Origin of the sequence: Serratia aquatilis (assembly GCF_044865145.1) — a bacterium.
In the GTDB taxonomy this organism is placed as follows: Bacteria; Pseudomonadota; Gammaproteobacteria; order Enterobacterales; family Enterobacteriaceae; genus Chania; species Chania aquatilis.
Genome location: NZ_CP173186.1, coordinates 513,190 through 537,037, shown reverse-complemented (window position 1 = coordinate 537,037; position 23,848 = coordinate 513,190). Strand labels below are relative to the sequence as shown.

The 23,848-nt window shown below is 51.5% G+C and carries 18 protein-coding genes; 6 read left to right on the top strand and 12 right to left on the bottom strand.

Features of this window, described 5'->3' with window-relative positions; all coding sequences use genetic code 11:
• Nucleotides 1-8 precede the first annotated feature (8 nt).
• From aaeB to aaeX, 3 genes are read right to left on the bottom strand one after another with little or no spacing between them, the layout of a single operon-like run.
• Nucleotides 9-1,976, bottom strand: a complete 1,968-nt coding sequence (gene aaeB, locus SAQUA_RS02390) for a p-hydroxybenzoic acid efflux pump subunit AaeB (RefSeq protein WP_380677440.1) — start codon at nucleotides 1,974-1,976, stop codon at nucleotides 9-11.
• On the bottom strand, nucleotides 1,976-2,908 hold the full coding sequence (gene aaeA, locus SAQUA_RS02385; protein ID WP_380677438.1) for a p-hydroxybenzoic acid efflux pump subunit AaeA: 933 nt from the start codon (nucleotides 2,906-2,908) through the stop codon (nucleotides 1,976-1,978). The genes aaeB and aaeA overlap by 1 nt, the downstream gene beginning before the upstream one ends.
• Before the next feature lie 7 nt (nucleotides 2,909-2,915).
• A complete protein-coding gene (gene aaeX / locus SAQUA_RS02380) occupies nucleotides 2,916-3,119 on the bottom strand; it encodes a p-hydroxybenzoic acid efflux pump operon protein AaeX (protein ID WP_380677436.1) in 204 nt (67 codons plus the stop codon).
• A gap of 605 nt (nucleotides 3,120-3,724) precedes the next feature.
• On the opposite strand from aaeX, the gene aaeR reads away from it, so the two are divergent.
• The 3 genes from aaeR to SAQUA_RS02365 all read left to right on the top strand — a co-directional run bounded on the left by aaeR (nucleotide 3,725) and on the right by SAQUA_RS02365 (nucleotide 7,320).
• Complete coding sequence (gene aaeR / locus SAQUA_RS02375) at nucleotides 3,725-4,636, top strand: HTH-type transcriptional activator AaeR (RefSeq protein WP_380677434.1); 912 nt, start codon at nucleotides 3,725-3,727, stop codon at nucleotides 4,634-4,636.
• 427 nt (nucleotides 4,637-5,063) lie between these two features.
• Complete coding sequence (locus tag SAQUA_RS02370) at nucleotides 5,064-5,966, top strand: acetamidase/formamidase family protein (RefSeq protein ID WP_380677432.1); 903 nt, start codon at nucleotides 5,064-5,066, stop codon at nucleotides 5,964-5,966.
• A gap of 10 nt (nucleotides 5,967-5,976) precedes the next feature.
• Nucleotides 5,977-7,320, top strand: coding sequence for an APC family permease (locus tag SAQUA_RS02365; RefSeq protein WP_380677430.1), 1,344 nt, complete (start codon nucleotides 5,977-5,979; stop codon nucleotides 7,318-7,320).
• 93 nt (nucleotides 7,321-7,413) lie between these two features.
• Here SAQUA_RS02365 and tldD read toward each other — a convergent pair whose 3' ends face one another.
• From tldD to csrD, 9 genes are all read right to left on the bottom strand, one after another.
• On the bottom strand, nucleotides 7,414-8,859 hold the full coding sequence (gene tldD, locus SAQUA_RS02360) for a metalloprotease TldD (RefSeq protein WP_380677428.1): 1,446 nt from the start codon (nucleotides 8,857-8,859) through the stop codon (nucleotides 7,414-7,416).
• Nucleotides 8,860-8,866: 7 nt separating this feature from the next.
• Nucleotides 8,867-9,727, bottom strand: a complete 861-nt coding sequence (gene nit1 / locus SAQUA_RS02355) for a deaminated glutathione amidase (RefSeq protein ID WP_380677426.1) — start codon at nucleotides 9,725-9,727, stop codon at nucleotides 8,867-8,869.
• Nucleotides 9,724-13,542, bottom strand: coding sequence for an AsmA2 domain-containing protein YhdP (gene yhdP, locus SAQUA_RS02350; RefSeq protein WP_380677424.1), 3,819 nt, complete (start codon nucleotides 13,540-13,542; stop codon nucleotides 9,724-9,726). The genes nit1 and yhdP overlap by 4 nt, the downstream gene beginning before the upstream one ends.
• Nucleotides 13,543-13,649: 107 nt before the next feature.
• Nucleotides 13,650-15,119, bottom strand: a complete 1,470-nt coding sequence (gene rng / locus SAQUA_RS02345) for a ribonuclease G (protein WP_380677422.1) — start codon at nucleotides 15,117-15,119, stop codon at nucleotides 13,650-13,652.
• 71 nt (nucleotides 15,120-15,190) lie between these two features.
• A complete protein-coding gene (locus tag SAQUA_RS02340; protein WP_380677420.1) occupies nucleotides 15,191-15,775 on the bottom strand; it encodes a Maf family protein in 585 nt (194 codons plus the stop codon).
• Between the two features lie 10 nt (nucleotides 15,776-15,785).
• Complete coding sequence (mreD, locus tag SAQUA_RS02335) at nucleotides 15,786-16,274, bottom strand: rod shape-determining protein MreD (protein ID WP_380677418.1); 489 nt, start codon at nucleotides 16,272-16,274, stop codon at nucleotides 15,786-15,788.
• Nucleotides 16,271-17,272, bottom strand: a complete 1,002-nt coding sequence (mreC, locus tag SAQUA_RS02330) for a rod shape-determining protein MreC (protein WP_380677416.1) — start codon at nucleotides 17,270-17,272, stop codon at nucleotides 16,271-16,273. The genes mreD and mreC overlap by 4 nt, the downstream gene beginning before the upstream one ends.
• A 97-nt stretch (nucleotides 17,273-17,369) precedes the next feature.
• Nucleotides 17,370-18,413, bottom strand: a complete 1,044-nt coding sequence (gene mreB / locus SAQUA_RS02325; protein ID WP_021180765.1) for a rod shape-determining protein MreB — start codon at nucleotides 18,411-18,413, stop codon at nucleotides 17,370-17,372.
• A gap of 320 nt (nucleotides 18,414-18,733) precedes the next feature.
• Nucleotides 18,734-20,665, bottom strand: a complete 1,932-nt coding sequence (gene csrD / locus SAQUA_RS02320) for an RNase E specificity factor CsrD (protein ID WP_380677413.1) — start codon at nucleotides 20,663-20,665, stop codon at nucleotides 18,734-18,736.
• A gap of 421 nt (nucleotides 20,666-21,086) precedes the next feature.
• Between csrD and SAQUA_RS02315 the strand changes: the two genes are divergently transcribed.
• The 3 genes from SAQUA_RS02315 to msrQ all read left to right on the top strand — a co-directional run bounded on the left by SAQUA_RS02315 (nucleotide 21,087) and on the right by msrQ (nucleotide 23,844).
• A complete protein-coding gene (locus SAQUA_RS02315) occupies nucleotides 21,087-22,064 on the top strand; it encodes an MDR family oxidoreductase (protein WP_380677411.1) in 978 nt (325 codons plus the stop codon).
• Nucleotides 22,065-22,242: 178 nt separating this feature from the next.
• The gene (gene msrP, locus SAQUA_RS02310; protein WP_380677409.1) at nucleotides 22,243-23,244 is read left to right on the top strand and encodes a protein-methionine-sulfoxide reductase catalytic subunit MsrP; all 1,002 of its coding nucleotides are present in this window, start codon (nucleotides 22,243-22,245) and stop codon (nucleotides 23,242-23,244) included.
• Entirely contained in the window at nucleotides 23,245-23,844 is a 600-nt protein-coding gene (gene msrQ / locus SAQUA_RS02305) for a protein-methionine-sulfoxide reductase heme-binding subunit MsrQ (protein WP_380677407.1), read from the top strand.
• The last annotated feature ends 4 nt before the right edge of the window (nucleotides 23,845-23,848 follow it).

Genomic DNA, 23,848 nt, shown 5'->3' with positions numbered 1-23,848 from the left:
AAGGGAGATCAATCGATCAAAGCATGACGATAGAGGTGTAACATGTCTGCCAGGCGTTTTACTGGCCCAGTGACGCTGAGCGGCGCGCTGTTTTCTACCAGTTTCTGCTGGTATTCGTTCATCTCTTTCAGCAAACGGTCGTAGTAGTAGGCACGTTTGGTATCGTTCTTCGCGGATACCACACTATCAGCCGTGCTGCGGATCTGTTTATGAAATGCCGAAAGCTCCTCTCTATCCGGGATTTCGGCCATCTGCATCCGCTGGTGGGCAATGATCAGATTGAGCGCCAGCCGGTATTTGGCAATATCGTTCGGGAACATCATCAAAAGTTGATTCAGGCGCTGATATAACGCAGGCAGATGATTTTCCCGGCGGCGAGCGGCTTTGGTAGTCAACGCCGACACGGCACTGCTGACAAGTTGGTTCATCAACGTGCGCCCCGTGCGTTCGCGCGAAGTGTCACGGATCAGGAACAAGACGATCATGGCGACAAAACAACCGATAATTTGGCCAAGGGCGCTATCGATAAAAGAACTTACGTGAAAACTCATCGGGTTACTCAACACGATGATATTGATGGTACTCAACAACGTCCCTAATGAACCCAGACGCCGTTTCTGCACTTCGATACCGATAAAGAATGCCAATATGCCTAGACTCAGGCACAGCAAGAGCATGCTTTGCTGTGTTGCAGGCAGGATAAACATGTAGAACAGCGCGCCGAAAGGAAGCGCCATCAGTACGCCCAACTGGAAGTCTAACGCCGTCATTTTCGGATTCGGTGTGCGCACCGCCAGTGCAGTGACAACGGCAATCATTACCATAAAGCCGCTACCCGAGGTCCAACCGGTCCACAACCAGAACAAACAACCGATGGATGTGGCAACCCAGGCGCGTAGCCCGTTAATCATCGCGTGGTGGCCTTCAGCCGATGGTTTTTTCACCACCACCTCTCCGGCAAGTATCTCGCTTTCAACCGTATTGATACTGCTGTTGGTATGCACCCCTTTTGCCACCAACAGGTAACGCGTTGCTGCGCCTACCCAACTGGTGACCGTATGCAGCGTTTCATCGCTGCGGTTAATAGCCAGAACCTGATGCACCAGCTTCATACGCTGATGGATCTCCGCTGGGTTTTCCGCGGGCACCATCAGCAGTTCGCGGATATTTGCTTTCACTGCATCAGGATGATTGAGCAGAATCAGATAGGTTTCACAAGCATGGGTAATCAGTTCAAGAGAGAGCGTATGCAGCGCCAGCATACGGCTGTTAACTCGCTGCCAACGTGAAGATTCCAGCATCAGATTGCTGCGCATCCCGTTCAGCGCAGTGGTGCTTTTCACCAAATCCCCCCAGACGCGGTCAATATCCTCTTTTTCTGCGTTGCTGATACACATCTGCATCAGTTTGTATTGCTTGACCAGCAATTGATCCACCGCGCGATCGATATCCTGCTTGATTGAACGGGGTGAAAACAGCAAGTCAGCCAAAACCGCACTGACGATACCAAGTACAATCTCACTACAGCGTTCTATAGCGAACTGCGGGGCTGCCAGCAGCGTGTTGGGAGCCGATGCTGAAGTCACAATAATAATCAGTGCCGTATAGCCCGCCAACCCCCAAGCGTAGGAGTTTTCGACCTTAATCAATGAGGAGATCCAGGTACAAATCCCCAACCAGATACAGCAAAGCATTAGCATCACTACCGGCGCGCGTGCACACAAAACAATGATCAGCAAACCGACAAAACAGCCTGCAAATGTACCGAAAATACGCAGCCAACCACGATAACGGATGGCACCTGAAAACGGTTCGCCTCCGGCAGCAAAAGCCGGGCCAGCAACCACAATAGCGGCCGTCAACACCGACCAGCGAGGGGTTTCCAGGTGTAGGTGAAAGCCAACAAACAGCGCAAAGACAAGCGCAAAGCTAAGCTTAAAAGAGAACCTCAGGCGGCTAAAAGTAGGGTTTTTCATCAACCAAACTCACGTAACCGGTGCATTAGTCTGCTAAGCGGCGAGCGGCTGGTTGCGCGATCGCTCTTGCCAGTAATGACCACGGTAGCCGTAGTGCCCGCCGGATAAGGGTTTTGCTGGTCCAACTCGTCCAAAATGATTTTTACTGGTACACGCTGTGCCAGGCGCACCCACTCCAGATTACTGTCGATGGACGCTAATCCCTTGCTGTTAACAGAGCTACTGTTGTTGTTCACCGCGGCGGCGACACTGTCGACAGTACCGCGCATAATGCGGTTGCTGCCAAGGGGAGTGATTTCTGCACGATCTCCTTTGTTCAGGCCGTTAAGCTTGGTTTCTTCCAAATAGGCGATGATATAGAAGGTATTTTTCTTCACTAATGCCACCGCAGTGGCCCCCCGGTTGATAAATTCCCCCGCGTGCACATTCAGGTTGGTCACCCAACCATCAGCGGGTGCACGTACCGTGGTACGTTCAAGATCCAACTTTGCCAAATCACGGACAGCGATCGCTTTCGCCAATTGCTGCTGTACGGTTTGCAGCACGTTACTGGATTGATCAATCTCTTCCTGCGACATTGCCTTTATCCCCAGATGAACACGGCGCCCCGCCTCCCGCTGTTTCTCTGCTGTCAACGCCTGATAATAAGCCACATCGGCGTTAGCCTGTGCCAACGCCTGTTGATAACGTGTCGGGTCGATTACAAACAGAACCTGGCCTTGTTTCACTAGTTGGTTGTCCGTGACCGGTACCTCCGTCAGCAAACCGCTGACATCAGGGGCAATAGCGACAATATCGGCGCTAAATTTGGCATCACGCGTCCACGGCGACTCGGTGTAAAACACCCAGGCCTTGAACACGGCCATCGCCGCCAGCAAGATCAGGATCAAGGTGATCGCAATTCGGGTTATTTTCAATGAAAAAGTTTTCACAGCGACCTCAGAAAAAAAGAGATGAAACCAGATAAAACAAACAGCAATACAGCGCAGTATTGAATAACGCCGGATGCCAGACAAAATCGTAAATGCCGGTGGGTTGTAGCAGGCGACGTAAGATGAAAAACAGTACCAGCGACACCAAAAGCACAAAAAAAACCGGAGGGAACGACAGTCCGAAGATGACCATGACCGGAAGCAAACTCATCACTTTTTCCTTAATTGTTTACTGCACCGGGACCGTGCACTGCTCGTATCACATTCTATTTACATTATAACCAGCAGACGCCAAACACTGTCACCCAGATAAGGCTATGCACTTTAATAGACCATGGTGCTATGACAACCTCAAAAAACCGTTATCGGGCGGAGGTTGCAAGAGCAAGGGTGGGCAACCTATTGTCCAGGCCATGAACCTGAAAAAGAGGTAAACTCAGAACATATTTCCGTGGAAGGGAATGTATGGATTACCAGCGGGGTGCTCGAACCACGGCAGTATCCGTGACATCATTACCCCCAAAGCGTTTATACTCGTCATACTTCAAGTTGCCTGGGTGTTGGCTGCACCCGTTCGCACCAGTCACATAGTGGGCTATGCTCCTGGCGACGCTCGGTCTTGCCGCCTACATGCAACTCGAATTATTTAGAGTATAGAACACCTTATTCTCCAACTGATTCCGAGTAGCAACCAGGCACAGCCCATAACACTGCGGCTAGAAAGGCGAAGGATACGCCCGACCGCATTATATTAGCCTGCTTACTATATCTCATCTACAATTTGTGATCTAAATCACTTTTAAGCCAGAGTGAACAATGGAAAGACTAAAGCGTATGTCGGTGTTTGCCAAAGTAGTCGAGTGCGGTTCATTCACTGCAGCGGCACGCCGGCTCGACATGAGCGTTTCCTCCATCAGTCAGACCGTATCTAAACTGGAAAATGATCTGCAGATGAAGTTGCTTAACCGCAGCACACGCAGTATTGGCCTGACTGAAGCAGGTAAAATCTATTACCAGGGCTGTAGGCGCATGCTGCAGGAGGTAACAGAAGTCCATGAACAGCTTTATGCCCTGAACAACACGCCAATCGGAACGTTGCGAATCGGCAGTTCTTCCACCATGGCGCAGAACGTGTTATCGACAATGGCTGTTGAAATGCTGCAAGAATATCCTGGTTTGACAGTGAATCTGGTGACCGGCATTCCAGCTCCCGATCTGATAGCCGACGGGTTGGATCTGGTGATCCGCACCGGAACATTGCAGGATTCCAGCCTGTTCTCCAAACGATTGGGTTCGATGCCGATGGTGGTTTGTGCCGCCAAGAGCTACCTTACTCTGCACGGTACGCCGCAGAAACCCAGTGATATGGGGAATTTTTCCTGGCTAGAGTACAGCGTAAGACCGGACAGCGAGTTTGAATTGATGGCACCAGAAGGGATCAGCACGCGAATTTCCCCACAGGGGCGCTTTGTAACCAATGATTCGCAGACCATGATCCGCTGGCTGAAGGCAGGAGCCGGAATTGCCTATGCACCGTTGATGTGGGTGATTGAAGAAATCAAACGCGGAGAAATCGAGATCCTGTTCGCAGGTTACTACTCTGAACCCCGCCCGATCTACGCCCTTTACACCAAAAAGGATAAACTGCCGCTGAAGGTTCAGGTGTGTATCAACTATCTGACAGATTACTTCAAACGCGTGGCGGAGGTTTATCAGGGTTACCGTTAATTCCTCTCATCCTGACGCCAACGCAGAGAGCAACTCTTTTTGGTTACAAGCAATAAGGTTTATCCGCTTAGTAATATAGCTTTTCAATATATAAAAATTGTTTTTTCGCTACTATATACGCATAAACGAAGACTTTTACCTTCATAAAACATATGTTATCAACTATTTTGTTCTTTCCCTCATCAATAGCGCAGTTATGCTGATAAAATTTTAATATTTAAACGTAAAAACTATCGCAGATAATATTTTAAGAATATCCAGCCAACCTAACCCCAGCCCCCGTTCTGATGGGATTTGACTGTGCTTGCTTCTACCCCTGCGGGTGTGATTTATTAATCAGTCGAGAAAAATGGCGCTGGCTCGTCAAATTGAAATCACCCTCATCAATAATAAAACCTCAGCACAACATTAAATGACAGGAATCACCATGGAAAGAATTCCCCGCTCGCACGTGGTTTATGCCATGTCGCGTGATAATGCCCCTGTGGCAAGTATTGCCAGCGGCAGCGACGTTTGTTTTGAAACCTGCGATTGTTTTGAAGATCAGATCGCTTCTGAACAGGCCGAGTTTACTGCTTTGGATTGGAACCGAATCAATCCGGCAACCGGGCCTGTTTACGTTAAGGATGCCATGCCTGGCGATGTTTTACGGGTAGAAATCAAGCGTATTACAGCGCGCAGCAATCAGGCGGTTATGGTTACCGCACCGGGTCTTGGCGTGATCGGTGATGAACTGCAACAACCGCAGATCCGTACCGTACCCCTGGAAGAGGGCTTTGCATTGCTGCCAGGTGGCGTTCGCTGGCCATTAAAACCGATGATTGGCGTTATTGGCGTTGCACCCGCCGGGATACCGGTGCCATGCGGCACACCAGATGCCCACGGCGGCAATATGGATTGCAAAATCATCACCGAAGGTTGCACGCTCTGGCTTCCGGTTAACGTTCCCGGGGCGTTGTTTGCCCTCGGCGATCTGCATGCCGCAATGGGCGATGGCGAAGTCTCGGTCTGCGGGCTAGAGATCCCTGGCGAAGTGGTAGTGAATTTGAGCGTGGTAAAAAACCGCGCACTGCCTACCCCAATGATGAGCACCGCAGACGCACTGTATACGCTGGCCTCGGCCAAAACGCTGGATGAAGCAGCTCAACTGGCCACACGCAATATGGCGCACTTTATCACCGATTACAGCCATATTTCGCTGGCCGACGCCATCAACCTGATGAGCATCACTGGCGATCTGCAAATCTGCCAGGTAGTCGATCCGCTGAAAACCTGCCGCTTCGCGCTACCACGTAGCGTTGCTGCACAGCTAAATATTCAGTTGGACTAGGGGCCAAAACATGTCTGTAGAACAATTTGGCTATAAGCAGGAACTGCACCGCACCCTGACTCTGAAAGATCTGGTGATTTACGGCATGATCTTCATGGTGCCCATTGCTCCCTTTGGCGTATTTGGCTACGTGTGGGAAGGAGCCCAAGGCATGGTGGCGCTGGCTTACCTGATTGGTATGGTAGCAATGTTCTTTACCGCCATGAGCTACTGGTCAATGTCACGGGCTTTTCCGGTATCCGGTTCAGTCTATGCCTATGCACAGCGTGGTATTCATGAAACCGTCGGTTTCTTTGCCGGTTGGTTAATCCTGCTGGATTATATACTGGTGCCTTCGTTACTGTATATCGTCAGCGCTGCAGCGCTGGGCCCGATCCTGCCAGACGTTCCTGCCTGGGTGTGGATCGTGACGTTTATCGTGATCAACAGTGCGATCAACCTGATCGGTATTCAGTTCACCGCCAAGGCCAACCGCTATATTCTGGTCGCAGAGATCGTGATCCTGACCATCTTTGTGGTGATGGGTTTGATTGCCCTGTATTCCGGTGAAGGCTCAGGTGGCCTGACGCTGAACCCACTGTATAACGCCGAGAAATTTAGTCTGCCTTTGGTAATGGGGGCCGTCTCTATTGCCGTGCTGTCTTTCCTGGGCTTTGATGGGATTTCAACGCTTTCTGAAGAGAGTAAAGGTGGGGTCGATGCAATAGGGAAAGCTTCGCTCTATGCATTACTGTTGGTAGGGACGCTGTTTATTCTGCAAACCTGGATCGCCGCCGATCTTGCGGCAGGTAAAAACTTTACTAATCTGGACACCGCATTCTATGACACCGCAAATCTGGCGGGCGGAACCTGGTTGAAGCAAGTCACCATCTGGGCTACTGCACTCTCATGGGGGATCGCCAATGCGTTAGTGGCTCAGGCAGCTATCTCGCGTATTCTTTTCGCCATGGGGCGCGACCGTCAATTGCCGAAGATCCTGGCCAAGGTGCATCCGCGCTTTAAGACTCCCTATGTCAGCACGCTGCTGGTTGCGGTGATCTCACTCGGCTCTGGGCTCTATTTCAACGGCAGCATCGATAACCTGAGCCGTTTAGTGAATTTCGGCGCGTTGATGGGCTTCCTAATCCTGCATCTGTCCGTGATTAATCACTATATCATTCGCCAGAAATCCACCGCCTGGGTACAGCACCTGCTGTTCCCACTGGTTGGTCTGGCGATTATCGGTTTCGTACTGTACGAGATGGATATCGAAGCTAAAATCCTCGGCCTCAGTTGGCTGGCGGTGGGTATCGTGTATTACTTTGTCCTGCGCGTTGTTCTGAAGAGAAAACCGGTGCTGGAACTGGAAGGTTAAATCCTAGTTATCTGCCCTTTGGCAACCCGGGGCAGATAAGCGAGGGCATTGAGGACGCCCTGAGTGAGAACGCTCAGGGCTTTTAGACGTGAATTATGCGGTGCCGCCGACGGTTAACGAATCCAGCTTCAGCGTTGGCTGGCCGACCCCCACAGGCAGGCTTTGACCTTCTTTACCACACACCCCCACCCCTTTATCAAGAGCCAGATCGTTACCAACCATGGAGATTTGCTGCATCGCCTCGATGCCGGAACCGATCAATGTGGCCCCTTTCACCGGTTTGGTGATACGTCCATTTTCAATAAGGTAGGCTTCAGAAGTGGAGAACACGAACTTGCCGGAAGTGATATCAACCTGACCACCACCAAAGTTTGGCGCATACAGACCATACTCAACGCTGGCGATAATATCTTCCGGCGTCGAATGACCTGCCAACATATAGGTGTTGGTCATACGTGGCATGGGCAGATGAGCATAAGATTCACGACGGCCATTACCGGTGGGAGCGACCCCCATCAGACGCGCATTAAGCTTATCCTGCATGTAGCCTTTCAGAATCCCGTTTTCGATCAGCACGTTATACTGGCCTGGAACCCCTTCGTCATCGATAGCCAGCGAACCACGGCGGCCTTGAAGAGTGCCATCATCAACCACGGTACAAAGCTCTGAAGCAACCAGTTTACCCATCTGACCGCTGAACACCGAGGTGCCACGGCGGTTGAAATCCCCTTCCAGCCCATGACCTACCGCTTCGTGCAGTAACACACCCGGCCAACCAGCCCCTAACACTACCGGCATGGTGCCAGCAGGAGCTGCAACGGCAGAGAGATTGATCAGCGCCATACGTACGGCTTCCTGAGCATAAACGTCAGCACGCACTTCACCATCCACGATTTCCAGGAAGTAGTCATAACCGAAACGACCACCGCCACCGCTAGCACCACGCTCGCGTTTACCCTCTTCCTCAACCAGCACGCTGACAGAAAAACGCACCAGTGGACGAACGTCCGCTGCCAACGTGCCGTCTGTCGCAGCCACCAGCACTTGCTCATACACACCAGTGATGCTGGCCGTCACTTCCTGTACGCGCTTGTCAGCAGCACGGGCGACTTTATCAACGCGGTGCAGCAAGGCAATTTTCTCTTCGCGTGGCAGGCTTTGCAGCGGATCGAGCAGCGGATACAGCGCTTGATGGCCGACCTCACCCAGAGTCTTCACCTTGCCGTTGCCATTTTCGCGCACGATGCTGCGCGCAGCCTGGGCACTTTGGTGTAACGCATTCAAGGTAATCTGATCTGCGTAGGCAAAACCGGTCTTTTCGCCGCTGACCGCACGAACACCAACGCCCTGATCGATATTGTAAGAACCATCTTTAATGATGCCATCCTCAATCACCCAGGCTTCATGGTAGCTGGACTGAAAGTAGAGATCGGCATAATCGAGGCGGCGTTCGGCCAGTTGACCCAATACCGAGAAAAGGTCTTGATGACTCAGCTTATTAACAGCGAGTAACTGCTCACTGACAAACGTCAGGCTCATAATGTTATCACTCTTTGTTGGAGGAGGATTTTTCAACCGGTGCAATCAGCACAGGCTGGAATCGATTGTGCTGCATCACCGGCATCTGGGCGCGGATCGTCTTCAACATCCCCGTATCCACACGCACTTTCAGTGCCGAGACCGCATCGGGGTTTTCTGCCAACACATTTCCCCAGCCATCAACCGCCAAGGAATGCCCCCAGGTACGGCGCGTTGCTCCGTGGCGACCAACCTGTGCAGGAGCCAGGATCACACACTGGTTCTCGATAGCGCGTGCACGCAGCAGGATCTCCCAGTGCGCCTCACCGGTAACGCGGGTGAATGCCGCGGGTACAGAGATAATTTCTGCCCCTTGCGCTCGTAGCGCCTGGTACAGACCTGGGAAGCGCAAATCGTAGCAGATAGTCATCCCCAAGCGCCCAACCGGCGTGTCGACAACCGTCAATTGTTCGCCATGCTGGTACGTATCCGATTCACGGTAATGGGCGTGCATATCTTTAATGTCGACATCAAACATGTGCATTTTATCGTAACGGCCACGGATCACCCCCTGGTCGTCAAATAACAGGCTGCTGGTGGTAATGCGCTGCGGATCTTCACGGCTGACAAGGGGCATCGAACCAATCAACAACCATACCTTATAACGCCGAGCCAAATCACTAACCGCCTGTTGCAAAGGGCCATCGCCCTCTTTTTCTGCATGCTCACGGTAGGCGGCCGCATTGGCAAACAGCAACGCGTTTTCTGGTGTCATGACCAGTTTTACACCGGCGTTGAGCTGCTTGATTTGCTGCTCAATCTGGGCCAGGTTGTCCCGCACCTGTTCACCGCTACACAGTTGTAACAACGCAACGTTAGCATTTTTCATGGTGCTTTCTCCTCCTTTGGCTTGCGCAACACCTCATTGATATCCGGGTGATCCAAGCTGCCGGTAATGTTGTAGCGGATAAACGAGATCTTGTTCCACAGTGGCGACAACACTCTAGAAGCCGCAAAAACCGCCGCACCCACAATCGGGTTAATGGCAAAAGCAGTGGCAACCCCAACCGTTGCCGAAATTTCTGGTGCGATCACTGCCTGCATATCAATTTGGCGACGCACCAGATCAATCTGGCCATTCATGGCAATATCGGCAGACAACCCATCAATCAGCAGGTTATCCGTATACATTATGCCATCTTTCGCCCAGACAGTGCCGCGTATGGAATCAAAGTAAAAACCGTTGCCAAAGGTATCTCTGAAATCGAACTGCAATTTGCGCAGCAAAGCATCGAAACTGACCAAGCGCAATAATTGTCCGGCACGACCACCACCGATATTGTCAATTTCACCTTTGCCCAGGTCGATCTTCATAGTGCCGTTCAGCTTATTAATCTGCGGCTTCCAGGGTTGCCCATGCCAGTGCAGGTCAAAATCAATATCATAAGGCGCATCTTTCAGCGGGATGGTTATACCAAAGAAGCTGGCTGTCTGATTGATTTGGCTCCCCAACAGTTTGCCTTTTAACGCGCTACGCTCTTCCTGACTGTTCTGCTTCCACAAGCCAGTGGCACTCACGCGTCCATAGCCAGTATCCACCAGACCATGCTCCAACACCAGAGAGTCTCCCCGATGCTTAACATCGGCTTCAACATTGCCAAAATTTTGCCCCATAAACCAACAGGATTTACAGCGCAGTATCAGTGAAGGCCAATCATGAAAAGAAACGCGGTCTGTCTTGGCAGGCAGCTTGGCAGCCTCTTGATTGTTCTTGTCGCCAGAAAACTGCGGGTTGTAGTATAGATATCCGAGATCTGCCCGCCATAAACCGTTATCCGGCATAGACAGGCTGCCTTCTATCTCCTTACCCTTGGCAGTTACGCTGGTACCCGCCAACTGCTGTTCCACCGTAAGTTGCAGGTTATGCCAGGTTTGCCCCCCTACAATCAATTGGGGAGTATTGAGCAATACATTGGTCGGGAAATTGAAGTTACCAACCTTGCCAGCACTCTTTCCAGGTTTCATCGAGGGTGCCAACAACGCCAGCCATTGCTCACCGTCCAGTGCAGGCAGATTGAGCGCTAACGATTTATCTTTGGGTAACTCTGGCGTGCCACTACCCTCGTTTTTCCATACGGCGCGTGCCAAAGTCACCTGTTCATTCGCCAACAGCCACTCGCTGTTGAAGTAATTCTGTTTACCGGCCCTGCCGTTAAGCATAAACCCGTTCAGCCCCCCTTTCACTTTCACGCTGATCGGTAAGGCCTCTCCAGCCTGCTTATCAAGAGGAGCAGGTAAGTGACTGTTCACTTTTTTCAGTTCGGCATTAACGCCGACTTCATAACTGGGAACGCCCTTGCCCTTATGCGGTAAATCGATCGCTACCTGCCCCTGCAAGGCAGCAGTGCCGCCGAGCGCTTGGGCAATGGTCTCTGGTATACCTTCAACCTTGGCCAGTTGCCAATCACCTTTCAAGCCAACATTAACCTTAAAATCCTGATTACCTTCCAAGGTGGTGAAGTTGATCGCCAACGGTTGTCCGAACCAGTTTGCCTTTAGGGTATCGCTTTCCAGATTGCCATTGTTAAAACGGAATTTACCGCTCACTCTCTCTAACTGGCTCGCCAGCGGCTTAATCAGTAACGCATTATTATTGAGCGTGACTTCCCCCTTGGCGATGACGTTTTCACCGTTTAACGGTATATCAAGGTGTAAGCGCCCACTGACATTGCCACCGACCTGCAATTCATCTAGCGCCGCCCCGACCGAATCATCCAACGGTGTTTGCTTAAAATAATCGTGGATATCCTGCCCGTCACCGGCAACGTCAGCATCAACAAATAGACGTTCCTTCAGATAATCCGGAATTACCGCAGTAATATTCCTGCCAGCGACCTTGCCAAGTTGTGCCTGTGGTGCGTTCATCCACAAACCATCGTTAACGAAATCAAGATCGATAGCAAAATCTTTCAGCGCTGGCCATTCGGGCTGGAACTGGAAGGTGGCATGGCGCAGCGGGACATCAACCTGGAATTGGCCGTCATGCTCTTTATAGGGGAAATGATGCGGGTTTCCGGCATAAATCAGGGTAGCATTGTCTGCCTGGCCGCCCTGGATCGCACTGCTAAGATAATCAACCAGATGCTTACCCATCAGTGGTTCTGGAAAATAGCGCCATGCATCGGCACCATCATACAGACGAATGCCCGCCAGAATCTCCAACCGTGGCTCACCCTTGGCAGGCTGCTGGTAGCGGAAATCGCCGTTAATCCATAAAGACTTGGCCTTTACATCCAAACCCTTGCTGGCTAACTGCCAACCTTTGTCATTGTATTGCCAACTCAAGGTCCCTTGCGCACTGCTGACTTGCAGCGGTGCACGGAACATGTCGCCGTAAGGCAACGTGCTGTTATCAAGCCCCAGCCTGAGTTGACCATTTTCCACACTGCCCAACAGTGTGCCAGCAAAGTGATTTACACCCGGCACAAGTTGCCAGTGCTGCCAGCTCAGATCTTGCCAGAAGGCCTGAAATCGCGTTTTATCCGGTTGTTGCAGTGGAATATCCAACGCCAATGCCTTGAGGTTGCCCTGTGGCTGCAGATCTTTCCAACGCTCGAGTATATTTGGGCTGAGGAAAGAGAACGTAGGGAGTAACGCCTCTAGCCGCTCGAGTTCGATACCCGCGGCTCGAATACGTAACTCTTCATTCTGACTCGGCCCCATAAACTGGGTATTTTCCGGTAGCCATAATGCGGTCACGGTCCCTGGGGCCCAAGCCACCCCATCGGTTTTCAGATTCAGTTGCGGAACATTAACCTGCCAGCCATTGCCTACGCGGTTTAGCGCCAACGACAGGTTATCAACGTCCAAACGGTGTTGCTCGTTGTTGCTCAACCAACTGGCAGCCCCTTGCTTGAGCAGGGCATTACCGCCGTATATTTCGCCATTTTGGATATTCAGCCAGGCCGCAAGGCTGAAGTCTGCACTTTCCAGGCCAGTGTTGGTTTTTAGCCAGCGGCTAAACCAGGGCTTCATGTCGATATCATCGGCCTGCATGAAGATCTTACCGGTACTCAGCAACCCTTGCTCATCACGTAAATCCAACCGCAGTTGCACAACTCCGTGCTGGCCATTCAGCGTAGAAAGGCTCACCAAGCCTTCAGCACGATGGCGGTCACGGCTATTCAGCCAAGTCATTTGTGGGATGTGGAATTCCGCGCGGGCACCAGAAGGTGTCAGGAAGGAGACTCGGCTGTTGTTAAGATCAAAGTGATCGAGTTGGTAAAGGAACAGGTCGCTCACAGTGCTTGGCGTAATGGCGTTGCCATTATTGCCGTCGCCACCAAGTGTGGTATTCAGAGCTAACTGTAACTGATGGAAGGTAAGATCGCGGAACTGCCAGCGTAAACGCAGCAGTGATTGCCACACATCCAACGCCAGCGTGACCCGTTCAATCCGTATCGAGCTATTTGGCAGAGACAGGCTGATGTTATGCACTTCCAGCGTTGGGCCAAAGGTTTCCCAACTGCCTTGCACAAAGTCGGCCTCAACAGGCACCCCTGAGATTGCCTGTATTTTTTCCAGAATGAGTGGGCGGTAGTGATTCAGCTCAGGTAGCAACAGACGCAACCCACTGATCAGCAACGCCACAACAACAATCAAAATGGCGCCTGTAGCTAACAGGATCCCGGGCAGTCGCCTCACGCATTTCTCCTTGCTTCCGTTGACTGGCAACACAAATTGCTCTGCACTGTGGCGGGTTCAGCATACTGCCCCCAACAATGTAGGAGTTTAATCTCCAGCGAACGGGTTTACATCATTACCACATCGAACTGTTCCTGGCTGTACAGCGGTTCGATCTGCACCTTGACCTGTTTACCGACGAAGATTTCCACTTCAGCCAGCGCATGAGATTCTTCACCTTTCAGTGCTTCCCCCACCGCAGCAGACGCATAGACCAGGAAGCGATCAGAATCGTAGGCATGGTGGACACGAACAATCTCACGCATGATCTCATAGCAGACGGTTTCAACCGTTTTCACCGTTCCACGCCCCTGGCAAGTAGGGCAATCGTTGCACAGCACATGCTCAATACTTTCACGCGTACGTTTACGCGTCATTTCAACTAATCCTAGCTGAGAGAAACCATTAATCGTGGTTTTTACGCGATCTTTACTTAGCGCCAGCTCCAGTGAGTGCAATACCCGGCGGCGATGTTCTTCATTGTTCATATCAATGAAGTCAATAATAATGATGCCCCCCAGGTTACGCAGCCGTAATTGGCGAGCTATAGCCTGCGTTGCTTCAATGTTGGTGTTGAAGATGGTTTCATCAAGATTACGATGGCCGACAAACGCACCGGTATTGATATCTACGGTGGTCATAGCTTCAGTTTGATCGATGATGAGGTAGCCACCCGATTTCAATTCGACCTTGCGCTCCAGCGCTCGTTGGATCTCATTCTCAACATCATACAGATCGAAAATCGGCTGGCTGCCAGTGTACAACTCCAATTTTTTGGTGATGTCCGGTATGTACTCCCCCGTGAACTCTACCAATTGGTCATGCGTTAAGCGTGAATCTACGCGGATACGATCAAGTGCTGCGCCCGCAAAATCACGCAGGATCCGCTGCGCCAGCGCCAGTTCACCATAGAGTTTGTACTTGGTCTGGTTACGCTTCTTGCGCTCCATGACCTTAGTCCACAACCGCTTAAGGAAGGCTGCATCTTGCGACAGTTCTTCTTCGCCAATGCCTTCCGCTGCAGTGCGAATAATAAAGCCGCCCAGTTCGTCGCAGTATCCCGCCACGGCGCGTTTCAGGCGCTCTCGTTCAGCTTCACTCTCAATACGCTGAGAAACGCCCACATGCGCCGCTCCTGGCATAAATACCAGATAGCGTGATGGCAAAGTGATATCCGTGGTAAGACGCGCTCCTTTGGTACCCAAAGGATCTTTCACCACCTGGACCATCAGATCCTGTCCTTGACGAACCAGTTCTGCAATGTCACGCACATGGAAATTCTTCTGCTCGTCGCCCGCCACACATTCGGTGTGTGGCATGATATCCGAGGCATGCAGAAAAGCGGCCTTATCCAGGCCAATGTCGACAAAAGCAGCCTGCATGCCGGGTAAAACACGACTTACTCGGCCTTTATAAATATTGCCGACGATGCCACGTTTGGCTTCGCGCTCAATATGGATCTCTTGCAGGATGCCACCGTCGATATAGGCAACCCGCGTTTCAGACGGTGTGATGTTAACCAGTAGCTCAGCTGTCATGCTTTCTCCTCAGAACCGATGAACGCCTACCCTTATCTAAAAGAGCGAAAAAGCGAAATAGAATGGCGCCTTCAAACGGTTCTCATATCTCGTAATGCGACAAAATTACTGAGCAGCTCATGTGTTTCGACCAACGGCAACCCCACTACCGCATGATAACTGCCGGCTATCGCTCTGACGAAACAACCACCCTTTCCTTGAATCCCATAGGCGCCCGCTTTATCCATCGGCTCACCCGTTGCAATGTACTCGTGTATATCCTGTGGTGTCAGATTGCGGAACGTGACGTCGGTTACCACCAATTGGCACAGCATATCGCTCCGATCGGCAATCGCGACGGCAGTCATCACCTGGTGCTGTTTACCGGATAACGCTGCCAACATCTGCGCCGCATGCTCTTCATTCTGAGGTTTTTCAAGTACCTGGCCGTTCAGTACCACAATAGTATCCGCACCCAGCACCGGCCAATCCTGCTGCGCCATAGCAACACCCGCGCTGGCTTTATCCTGTGCCAGACGGCAAACGTATTCCTCGGCAGTTTCACCCTGCTTACGCTGTTCTTCTGTATGCGTCAGAATGATTTCAAACGGCAAGCCAAGCAGTGTCAACAATTCACGTCTGCGCGGGGAGCCAGAAGCAAGATAAAGCGAAAACATCAATATAACCTCATTGCACGGCAAACTGGCGGCGGATTTTGCGCATCAACAGGAATAGCCATGGCCAGAGTACACCGTTAACCACACTACTCCAGAATACCTCAGGGCGAAAAGAGACATTGATAACTAAAAACTCAGCCCAGAAGACCACCACATCCAGTGCCAATGATAGCAGCACCACGATCAGCGCTTGCTGCCACAGTGCCATATTGCGGAATAATTGGAATTTGAAAGCGACCAGATAAGCGATGATACCCATCGCCAGCGCACGCACCCCCAGCGTGGACCCAAGGATCAGGTCCATGATCAGCCCCAGGACGAAACCGGTACCCACGTTAACCCGATGCGGCAACGCCATCACCCAGTAAGTCAAAATAAGCATCAACCAAGAGGGACGGAACATGTAGATTTGCTCTGGCCACGGCATGATTTGCAGCACCAGCGCGACTAAAAATGACAACCAGATTATCCAACGCCCATGGCTACGATAGCGGTTCATCGTGTAGCTCCAGCCCCGGCGGGCTCACTTGTGGCAACTGGCGGCAAGGTGCTGCCGACAGCAGGTGCCGGTGGGCCCATAGCATCGACCGGCGGCAAGACCTGAGGCAGCATCTGCATCAGCCGCTCATTCGCCACCCTGTGCACTTCATCCGGTGGCAACGGCATATTTCCATTGCGATCGGCTCCCCACAGTAATAACAGGTAACGTAAACGTTGCAAGCCTGCGGTTGGCCGCGCCTGAATGACGGTATAGGCACGCTGATTGTCCACCTTCACCGAAGAAACCACCGCAACCGGATAGCCTTCAGGAAAACGACCACCCAGGCCGGAAGTGACCAGCACATCCCCCACGCGAATATCGGTATTACCCGGTAGATGTTCCAACTGTAAATCATCAGCACAACCACTTCCCGCTGCGATCACGCGAATATCATTACGCAACACCTGGATTGGCAATGCGTGGGAGGCATCGCAAATCAGCAATACACGGCTGGTCATTTTTGCCACAGCCACAACCTGCCCGACCACGCCTTTATCGCTGATCACCGGCTGGCCTTCATAAACACCATTATCAGAGCCTTTGTCGATCACCACCTGATCGCTGTAAGGATCAGAGCCGGTCGACATTACCTGAGTAACCATTTTATGTTCGTCCTGGCGCAACGGTGAGCCCAATAGCTCACGCAAACGGGCATTTTCCTGTTTAAATTGGCCAAGAAGAAGTATGTCGCTGTTTTTCAGCAACAATTCCTGCCGCAGTGCACGGTTTTCCAGTTCCAGCTGTTGGCGGGTAGCCAGCGTTTCCGAAACGCTGTCCAAAAGTTTACGCGGCCCATTGGCCAAAAAATAAAAAGGACTGACAGCGGTATCCATGTAGTTTCGTATTTTAACGAACGTACCGAGCCGGCTATCTGCAATGATCAGAGCGATTGCCGCGATCACTGCCAAGAAAAGGCGTAGCTGCAGGGAAGGCCCCCTGCTGAAAATCGGCTTCATAAATTATACGCGTTCCTCGACAACAGAATGTGGAACCGCCCCAGATGCTCTGCAATTGCCGTCATCCGACTCGATCCCACCACTCTGGGGCTGCTGATTATTCTTCGCTGAACAAATCGCCGCCATGCATGTCGATCATTTCCAACGCCTTGCCACCACCGCGAGCCACACAGGTGAGAGGATCTTCTGCGACTACCACCGGGATCCCGGTCTCTTCCATCAGCAGGCGATCCAGGTTACGCAGCAAAGCGCCACCACCGGTCAGCACCATACCGCGTTCTGAGATATCCGAAGCCAATTCTGGTGGGCACTGCTCCAGTGCAACCATCACCGCACTGACGATACCGGTCAAAGGCTCTTGCAGAGCTTCGAGGATTTCATTGGAATTCATGGTGAAACCGCGTGGAACACCCTCTGCCAGGTTACGACCACGAACTTCGATTTCACGGACTTCATCATCAGGATAGGCCGAACCGATACCGTGCTTGATACGCTCAGCAGTTGCTTCACCAATCAGTGAACCATAGTTACGGCGCACATAATTAATGATGGCTTCATCGAAACGATCGCCACCGATACGCACGGAAGAGGAGTAGACTACGCCGTTGAGCGAGATCACCGCCACTTCGGTGGTACCACCACCGATATCAACCACCATGGAACCGGTTGCTTCCGACACCGGTAACCCGGCACCGATAGCCGCAGCCATTGGCTCTTCAATCAGGAAGACTTCACGCGCACCAGCCCCTTGTGCAGATTCACGGATCGCACGGCGTTCAACCTGAGTAGCCCCGACAGGCACACAAACCAGAACACGCGGGCTTGGGCGCATAAAACTGTTGCTATGAACCTGCTTGATGAAGTGCTGCAACATTTTTTCTGTCACGAAAAAGTCAGCAATAACACCATCTTTCATCGGACGAATGGCAGCGATATTGCCAGGCGTACGCCCCAGCATCTGCTTGGCGTCATGGCCCACGGCCGCAACGCTCTTCGGTGAACCGGCACGATCCTGGCGAATGGCAACCACCGACGGTTCATTCAATACAATGCCTTGTCCTTTAACATAAATAAGGGTATTGGCGGTACCCAAGTCGATGGACAAGTCATTGGAAAACATGCCACGAAATTTCTTAAACATAACGAAAGGATAATCCTGCAAGCTGGGGGCGGAAAATAAAATCCGCCTACTTTACCAACCACACGAAGCAGCGACAAGGCGCAAAAACGTTCTACTTCGGTGAAAAATAGTCTGCGTTATCTTTGACCGAAAGTACGGAAAACGAAAGGGGTCTGAAATCCCTCAACAAAGGCTCAGTTTTCCACCAAATCAACATACCATCGGCGTAACACAGCTCATAAAATCTAACATTTTCCCTGATTGTCACCGGTTGTAAGTACCTGCTGACGCCCACAGGAAAAGACGGGCCATTCTACGTTAATTTTTGCCCAGTCATCAGGTTAAACACGATAACGACGCGAATATTTTTTGCGGTTGACGTCGATGGGCTCCGGCGGCGCAAAAAAGTCACCCTGACCACCGAGGATCCCGCGCTCCTTCAACGTCTGCCATTCGTTACGCGTACGCACGCTGGCGGCAAAAACCTTCGCACGAGTCCCTTCACATGCACCAGTAAGGCTCTGAACAAACAACTTGTTCTCATCACGCCGGTCAATACTCCGCACCAAGCCAGGGTGAAGCTTGACGATCTCCACAGGCAACGACTTGATATAAGAGGTACTGACTACGGTTAAACCTGCCTGAGAAACCGCCAAGCGGCATCCCAATCCGGTAAGTAATCGCAACATCGGGCGTAAACGGTCGATATGTTGACACACATCAGCTTCAGCAAGTTCAATCAGAATTCGCTGACGGTGACTTTTTTCACACTGTAGCAGGGTATCGCGCAGCCAGCGTTGAAAACTACGCTGCAATAATGAATCAACACATAGTGGAAATGCCAGCGTCTCTTCAGGCCAGAGGGCTAATAACGGAATAATCCGATTTATCTGCAGACGATCGTATTTCTCTGCCAGCCCGAGTTGCTTGATCAACGGCATATATTCAGAAGGCAATAACTCTTGCGTTCCATCATAAATGCGGCTCATGATTTCGCGGTGATGCACTTCCCCTTCAACCGTAACGGCCGGTTTTTGATACAGGCGCGGACCGCCACGGGCTAACATCTGCTCGAGCAATGTTCGCCATTTAACACTACCGCGCCCTTTTTCCGGAACATTACTGTCATAAACATACCAACCGTTTTCACCCTGCAGGGTGGCGTTGCGAGTAGCCTGCTCGGCATAATCGATTATTTGCTCGGTTGTTTGCCCACTACGATAGGCAACAATGCCAATATGCAGGAAAGTTTCACGATCGATAAGCGCAGTTGAAGGCAGAGAGTCGATGGCCTTGACCAATTGCGCGGCAATAACATCGGCCTCTTTCAGGGTGCGGTGGGGCAGCAAAACGGTAAAATCGCTGTGGAAATAACGGGCCAGCAGTGCGGCAGGATAGCGCATGACAAAAGTCGACAGCAGGTTGACCAGCGAGTACATCAGTTCTTGTACCGCCGCGTTGCCATGAACGTCACGCAGGGTATCAAAATCCGGCAAACGCACCATCATCACAATCCCGTGCGAGCCTTCATCCTCCAGTTGTGTAGTAAGCTGGTTGTCGAAGAATAACCGGTTATTGAGACCGGTTTTGGCATCTTGCGCGGCAAAAGCGCGGATCAGCGTATCGACTCGGCTACGCTCTTCGCGAGCTTCTGCCAGATCCGCCAGCAGGCGATCCAGGGCGCTGCTTACGCTGGCTGGCCACTCTCGCACATCGCCCTTAAGCACTTCTTCACGCTCACCTTTGAGAATGCGCCGAGCACGGTACTCAAGACGTTCTTCACCGACCGCCTGTTCACGCAACCAGCGCAAACTGAAGAGCAAGATCACCAACATGACAATGATCGATACGGTCATCGCTGCTGTAGACTGTAATGAACGCACATCGCTGGCAAACGGATCAAGATAAGTGACGTTCAGCATCACACCTGGGTGTTGGACCATACCCAGCGAAACTTGCCGGTAATCGTAAACCGCCCCCCAGGGAAGCTTTATCTTCGGTAGTCGATAGGAGAAAAGGTTGCTGGTTTCAGTATCTACACTGATGGAAACAATACCCAGTGGGCGCATTACCAAGGGGAGCCAGCTAGGATGTTCTTGCACAGGCCCAAGCAACATCGCCTGATCGAGAGAGGTTGCCAACGCTTCGAGGCGACGTTCCATACGATCCTGGGTGACATAGAAAAAGCTGTATGAGCACCCCATCAGCATTAAAAACATAGCCAGTGCGACGAGCAGGGTAATTAGTGCAGAGAGTTTGGTTGTAAATCTCATCCCTGTGCCTTGTTCGCAGTGATTGGATAAATAGTCATCTTTTGATGTGTGTACTCGCTACGTTTCAAGTTGCTTACGCGTTTGCCACCCCCGTTAGCCACAGCCAGGGAGCTGTTTATGCAGCTAAGGATTATTGGGCTTACCGCCTTACTGCAACTCGAATTATTCAGAGTACCAAGGCTCCGTTCACGCTCGAATAAATACAATACGATAACCTGATTTTAAAAGTTGCCAGAGTGTTACCTTTCCCTTAACAAGAGTCAGGTTATATTTACCAACCTATCAAGCATAAGCAATGAAGAAAACCACTAAACACCTTTTTTTTGTCTTTTATCAGGGCAGACATTTTTATCCTGCATATAGTCAAATGAAACAGACTAATTTATTCATATAGAATATGAAATTAAGGAAAAATATTGATATGCGTGCACTGTTATTGGAACAACAGAACGATCAAACACTGGCACAGGTCAAAGATATCGACAGCGCTCGGTTACCCGAGGGGGATGTAACAGTCGAGGTTAACTGGTCAAGCCTTAACTACAAGGACGCCCTGGCGATCACTGGCAAAGGAAAAATCGTTCGTAACTTCCCGATGGTTCCGGGTATCGATTTTGCCGGTAAGGTCAGCAGCAGTAAAGACTCACGTTATAAAGTAGGCCAAAGCGTGGTACTTACCGGCTGGGGTGTAGGTGAAAACCACTGGGGCGGATTGGCCGAACAGGCGCGCATTTCCGGGGAATGGCTGGTTCCTTTGCCCAAAGCGCTGAGTGAACGCAAAGCCATGATCCTTGGCACGGCAGGATTTACCGCCATGTTGTGCGTTATGGCACTGGAGGAGGGCGGGGTAAAACCAGAAGATGGCGACATTCTGGTCACCGGTGCCAGCGGTGGAGTTGGCAGTACAGCGATCGCCCTGCTTGCTGCTTTAGGCTATAGCGTTACTGCCCTCAGCGGCCGCGAGAGTAATACCGACTATCTGAAATCTTTGGGCGCAAAAGAGGTTTTGCCGCGCAGAGGTTATGTTGAAGCACCGCGCCCGCTGGAAAAACAGCTTTGGGCGGGAGCTATCGATACCGTAGGTGACAAATTACTGGCTCGCGTTCTGGCTCAGATGAATTACAACGGTACCGTTGCCGCCTGCGGCTTGGCGGGCGGCTACCTACTGCCGACCACAGTGATGCCTTTCATTCTGCGAAACGTTCGTCTGCAGGGTGTAGATTCCGTGCATACGCCGTTGCATCGGCGCCAAACGGCCTGGGAACGTATGGCTGAGATCCTGCCAGCAAGCTTTTACGCGCAAGCAACCCATGAGATTGTGTTGGAGGAGGTACCTGCCGCCGCGGCAGCACTGATGAATAATCAAATCACTGGCCGCACTTTGGTAAAAATCAGCTGAAATCGCTGAGGGGGGTATCCCCCCCCTTGGTTGAACGTTACTCCATTTTGGTACGGCCTATCACGGCGCTTAAGTGCAAAAGAAGCAATTCCCCTAGAAAACTCTCACTCTTTCGCTTCTCTCTGGCATATCGCCACGTTTCAAGCCATGCTTAGGTGTTAACTGAGGAGAACAGCACATGAAACAACAGCGAAAACTGACTGAAGCCGATGTTACGCCGGAGAGCGTATTTTATCAGCGGCGTAAGGTACTCCAGGCGTTAGGGATCACTGCCGCTTCGTTGGCGTTACCCACTCATGCGCAGGCCGATTTATTGTCATGGTTTAAAGCCGATGATCGGCCCAAGGCTCCGCCTGGCAAGGCTCTGGAGTTCAGTAAACCTGAAGCCTGGCAAGCCAATCTGCCACTTACGCCGGAGGAAAAGGTTACTGGTTACAATAATTTCTACGAATTCGGCCTGGATAAAGCCGATCCTGCAGCCAACGCAGGCAGTCTGAAAACAGAGGGCTGGAAAGTAACAATCGATGGTGAAGTCGGTAAACCGATGACGCTGGACATTGACGATCTCCTGAAACGCTTTCCCCTTGAACAACGTATTTACCGCATGCGTTGTGTTGAAGCTTGGTCAATGGTGGTTCCCTGGATCGGGTTTGAACTGGGTAAGTTACTGAAATTGGCTGAACCAAACAGCAACGCGCGCTACGTAGCCTTTAAAACACTTTACGATCCGCAGCAGATGCCGGGCCAGAAAGATCGGTTTATCGGCGGTGGGCTGGAATATCCCTACGTCGAAGGGTTAAGGCTTGATGAAGCCATGCATCCACTGGCGCTGTTGACCGTTGGGGTTTATGGCAAGACGTTACCTCCGCAAAACGGAGCACCATTGCGGCTTATCACGCCATGGAAATACGGTTTCAAGGGAATCAAATCCATCGTGCAAATCAGCCTGACTCGTGAACAGCCGCCTACTACCTGGAATCTGTTGGCACCCAACGAATATGGTTTTTACGCTAATGTGAACCCCAATGTTGATCACCCACGTTGGTCGCAAGCCACCGAGCGGTTCATTGGTTCAGGCGGAATTCTGGATGTACAGCGTCAGCCAACCCTGTTATTCAACGGCTATGCCGAACAGGTTGCTTCACTGTACCGCGGGCTCGATTTACGGGAGAATTTCTGAGTGCGATTAACGCCAAAGCAGATTATCTGGCTGAAAGTGCTGATCTATCTGGCCGCTTTTCTTCCCTTTATCTGGTTGCTCCTGGCGATCAATCAGGGTTGGTTAAGTGCCGATCCTGCCAAGGATATTCAGCACTTTACCGGTAGAATGACGCTAAAGTTGCTGTTAGCCGGCTTAATCGTCACGCCCTTAGCCCGCTATACGCGTCAGCCACTGTTGATTCGCTGCCGACGCCTGCTGGGTTTATGGTGTTTTGCCTGGGGCACGCTACATCTGATCAGTTACTCGACGCTCGAACTGGGGCTAAGCAATGTTGGCCTGTTGGGAAAGGAACTCGTTACCCGCCCATACCTGACACTGGGCATTATCTGTTGGCTGCTGCTGTTTGCACTAGCTGCCACATCAACACTGTGGGCCCAGCGCAAGTTAGCTGCCAAATGGCAGAAATTGCATAACTTCGTCTATCTGGTGGCGATCCTGGCACCGATTCATTATTTGTGGTCAGTGAAAACTTTCTCACCGCAGCCTTTTATCTATGCCTCACTTGCCCTGCTGTTGTTAGCGCTTCGTTACAAGAAATTTCGCGCCTGGTGGCGGTAAGCTT

Bases quoted from the DNA above. Each gene is read 5' to 3' on its own strand.
- aaeB (WP_380677440.1), bottom strand. From the start codon at position 1,976: ATGAAAAACCCTACTTTTAGCCGCCTGAGGTTCTCTTTTAAGCTTAGC.
- aaeX (WP_380677436.1), bottom strand. From the start codon at position 3,119: ATGAGTTTGCTTCCGGTCATGGTCATCTTCGGACTGTCGTTCCCTCCG.
- aaeR (WP_380677434.1), top strand. From the start codon at position 3,725: ATGGAAAGACTAAAGCGTATGTCGGTGTTTGCCAAAGTAGTCGAGTGC.
- SAQUA_RS02370 (WP_380677432.1), top strand. From the start codon at position 5,064: ATGGAAAGAATTCCCCGCTCGCACGTGGTTTATGCCATGTCGCGTGAT.
- SAQUA_RS02365 (WP_380677430.1), top strand. From the start codon at position 5,977: ATGTCTGTAGAACAATTTGGCTATAAGCAGGAACTGCACCGCACCCTG.
- tldD (WP_380677428.1), bottom strand. From the start codon at position 8,859: ATGAGCCTGACGTTTGTCAGTGAGCAGTTACTCGCTGTTAATAAGCTG.
- nit1 (WP_380677426.1), bottom strand. From the start codon at position 9,727: ATGAAAAATGCTAACGTTGCGTTGTTACAACTGTGTAGCGGTGAACAG.
- rng (WP_380677422.1), bottom strand. From the start codon at position 15,119: ATGACAGCTGAGCTACTGGTTAACATCACACCGTCTGAAACGCGGGTT.
- SAQUA_RS02340 (WP_380677420.1), bottom strand. From the start codon at position 15,775: ATGTTTTCGCTTTATCTTGCTTCTGGCTCCCCGCGCAGACGTGAATTG.
- mreD (WP_380677418.1), bottom strand. From the start codon at position 16,274: ATGAACCGCTATCGTAGCCATGGGCGTTGGATAATCTGGTTGTCATTT.
- mreC (WP_380677416.1), bottom strand. From the start codon at position 17,272: ATGAAGCCGATTTTCAGCAGGGGGCCTTCCCTGCAGCTACGCCTTTTC.
- mreB (WP_021180765.1), bottom strand. From the start codon at position 18,413: ATGTTTAAGAAATTTCGTGGCATGTTTTCCAATGACTTGTCCATCGAC.
- csrD (WP_380677413.1), bottom strand. From the start codon at position 20,665: ATGAGATTTACAACCAAACTCTCTGCACTAATTACCCTGCTCGTCGCA.
- SAQUA_RS02315 (WP_380677411.1), top strand. From the start codon at position 21,087: ATGCGTGCACTGTTATTGGAACAACAGAACGATCAAACACTGGCACAG.
- msrP (WP_380677409.1), top strand. From the start codon at position 22,243: ATGAAACAACAGCGAAAACTGACTGAAGCCGATGTTACGCCGGAGAGC.